We start from the raw sequence: 2,982 nt of genomic DNA on the forward strand, positions 1-2,982 counted from the left end.
TTCCTGCGGTCTACTCACCACAGCCAACACTACGTATTAGATGTTGTTTTTAAAGAGGATAGCTTTCGAATCACTTTGGATGGTGCCGTTGAGAACATAGCGTTGTTCAGACGCTTTGTAATGAACATGCTTAAGCAATGTGATTGCGGTGCGCCAAGTCAAAAGGTGAAGTTGAAAAAAGCGGGATGGAACGACGATTATCGGGCTAGAGTCTTCTTTGGGTTATAAATCCATCAAAGTATGCTCCCGCCCTGCATATGGAGAAGGACCAACATAACTAATTTATGAACTGTACCAATAGGTATAACCTGTAGAGACATGATTTGTATCGTTTATTTATCTCCTACTTCGCTAGATTAAATATAGACACTAGTTGAAGTAACTTAAATAAAAATGTGCCTCCATGCACATGACTTGCTCTCCATAGATTCAGAAAGAGAAGCTGCTTAATAAGTAAGCAAATGATGACAACTACCTTGAAAAACACCGTAACCAATGCCACTTTGAATAAAGCATCAACTTAATAAGCTTTATAACGTCACAATCTTAATATTAAATCGTTAAGACCCCTAATGTATGACTAGCTTTCTCTTTCCCTACTTATTCATAGTTACAATGACACAAAGGGAAGTGAAGTAATTTCATTAGAAAAAGTACCTCTTGTAAAATAAAGAGAATTTAACAATAACATCAAAAAATAATCATTCAAAGCCAATTGCATATAACCTAAACGATTATAGTTAATTTGTTCTGTTACAAAACATTTCACTTCCTGGCAACTACAAATCAATACTTTAGAAAACTGATATACTAAAATGATATTAACCCAGAGCAATAGCACATATGTTCACATTTTACACAGTGTCAATGTTATGCAATCACACAGTATGATATGTGATCTAATTGATGTCTACTGTGGTGGAATTTCGTTCAAGCCGCGTTCGGCAGTCGATTGAGAATAGTTATGAATCATGGTTATTTTAACAAATCGCCCAACTCATTAACTTGCCCTGATATTAACCCCAAGATTAAGGTTACTTTATAAATGCAAACACAAGATTCATCACTTTCTTATAAGGATTTATTAGACGGTAAGTTCTGGGTATTGTTCTTCATTACTATGAGTATTGCAGTAATATCTCTATCAGCTCTGATAATGATAATACCCCAAGAATACTTTGTATCAATATCACCATCCTCCGATGCACTAACATCTATTGTTGGCTTACCAGTTGGATTAGCAGGCTCATTAGTTGCTATTATTTTAGCAAAACGGAGTTATGCAATATCACATCAGCAGGCTCAGTATGAAACCATTGCAGAAGCTCAAGTAGTATCATCCGCTGCCTGTGAGTTATTTTGGAAGTTAAGCAATTGTATTAGGGAGTTAGAATTACGCATTGATGAAGTGGGTTTTATTGTGAAAAACAAAAAGGGTTATTCTGAAACAAACAAATTAATTAGGAAGAGAAATGATAGACTAGAAAAATTGGTTTCAAATAGTAGTTCTCAATTTGAACAACAAAAAAAATTATTCCTTGATATCATTAAAGGATACTTTGATGCTAAGCAAGTGCTAGAGCCCTCATTAATAGCTACAATAACTAGAGAGTTTGATACTTTTCTACAATATTCGGCTCAACGATCTAGCAAAAAAATCTTAAGTTATGTCGATATAGAGAATGACTTGATAACGTTAAAAAGAAGTTTATATGAAGATAACACCTTAACACTAGACGAAAAAGAAGAAGAGGCGGAAGTTAAGTTAAAACAGTCTATAAAATCATTATCTGACTGTATTTTAGAAATGATGCGAAATCCGATATGTAGAGCGGCGTGGACTGCCAACTTAAACTCTTTTGATACTAATAATTATTGTAAAGGATTCGACGATGAAGTTTCAGAGGAACTTCTAAAAATTCATGCCAACAAAAAAATAAAGAGCCCTATTGATTTAGCTCAGAGAATTCAGGCAGAACATCATACACTTTACTCTGGTAGAGCTACACATATTTATTCGCTTTCTAGGCTACAACCAATATTAAATCGTTACAAATGGTGCGGTTTAACTAAAACTTGGGGTAAAAATTTCGTCGCATATAAAAACATAGGAAAGCAATCTAAAAATGATAGTGTTAATCTATCTACCAGAGAGCTATTAGGCAATGTTGCTGACTCTGAGTTTTTAAACAAATTTAAATCTGATGAAATAGGTTGTCAGAAGCTACTACGCATAGGGATGTTTATTAATTCAGACTCAATGCAAAGCTCTTTGTGGGACAAGACAGCAGGCAAAGCACGGCTTAATACTGGCACTGTACAACTTTTGTCCATCCTGGACGTATTCCCTACAAGAGAGAACTTAAGAGAAATTGTTGAGGCGGGTATAGGTGAACACAAACAAGTCAACGGAAGAATAGTAGAAATCGTTGAACAAAACTTACTTGATACTGGTGTGACAGAATGTATATCACCTTGGTTAACTGAAGCGAAAAAACGCATCCGTGAAAAACCTGAATCACTAATATTTTTAACTACCTAACTTCAGATTATTGGGGAACATGTATACCAGTGAATTGAATGCCTTCTTCAAGGAGTAACAATGTTGTTTTGGACGTGAAAGTATTGTCTAATGCATCTGTGATTAATCGTATATTACTACATTAGTATGCATCTACCTTGTACTTGTTTTACCCAAATCTATGATTGTGTGAGAGCTAATATTTTAGTCTGTTTCCCGTACAAGCTACTTGACTTATAGATATCTCTTGTATAATGTCAATCGTGCAAGACAATTGCTAACCGATTTGCAATTTAGTGACATTTACTCTTATTTATCAAGAGCTTATAGCGTAGAATTCGAGACCTAAGGTTCAAATCCCTATCCCTCCACCACCATTAGAAAGCCCGCTGAGAAATCTGCGGGCTTTTTTTCGTCTTGAGTTTGGTAAAAGAACATTTGATACCAATCCGGAAAATTAA

General features: G+C 35.0%; 2 protein-coding genes. Both read left to right on the top strand.

Annotated elements, in window-relative coordinates; genetic code table 11:
- The coding region (locus tag AB4375_RS21605; RefSeq protein ID WP_372052508.1) for a transposase at positions 1–228 on the top strand (228 nt) is incomplete at its 5' end.
- Positions 229–1,045: 817 nt separating this feature from the next.
- Positions 1,046–2,542 (top strand): hypothetical protein, encoded by a 1,497-nt coding sequence (locus AB4375_RS21610; protein WP_372052510.1) that lies wholly within the window; start codon positions 1,046–1,048, stop codon positions 2,540–2,542.
- The last annotated feature ends 440 nt before the right edge of the window (positions 2,543–2,982 follow it).

The organism is Vibrio sp. 10N.261.51.C6, assembly GCF_041471785.1.
Classification (GTDB): Bacteria; Pseudomonadota; Gammaproteobacteria; order Enterobacterales; family Vibrionaceae; genus Vibrio; species Vibrio crassostreae_C.

What these genes read in the sequence shown, in the direction of transcription:
- AB4375_RS21610 (WP_372052510.1), top strand. Translation starts at nt 1,046, where the DNA reads ATGCAAACACAAGATTCATCACTTTCTTATAAGGATTTATTAGACGGT.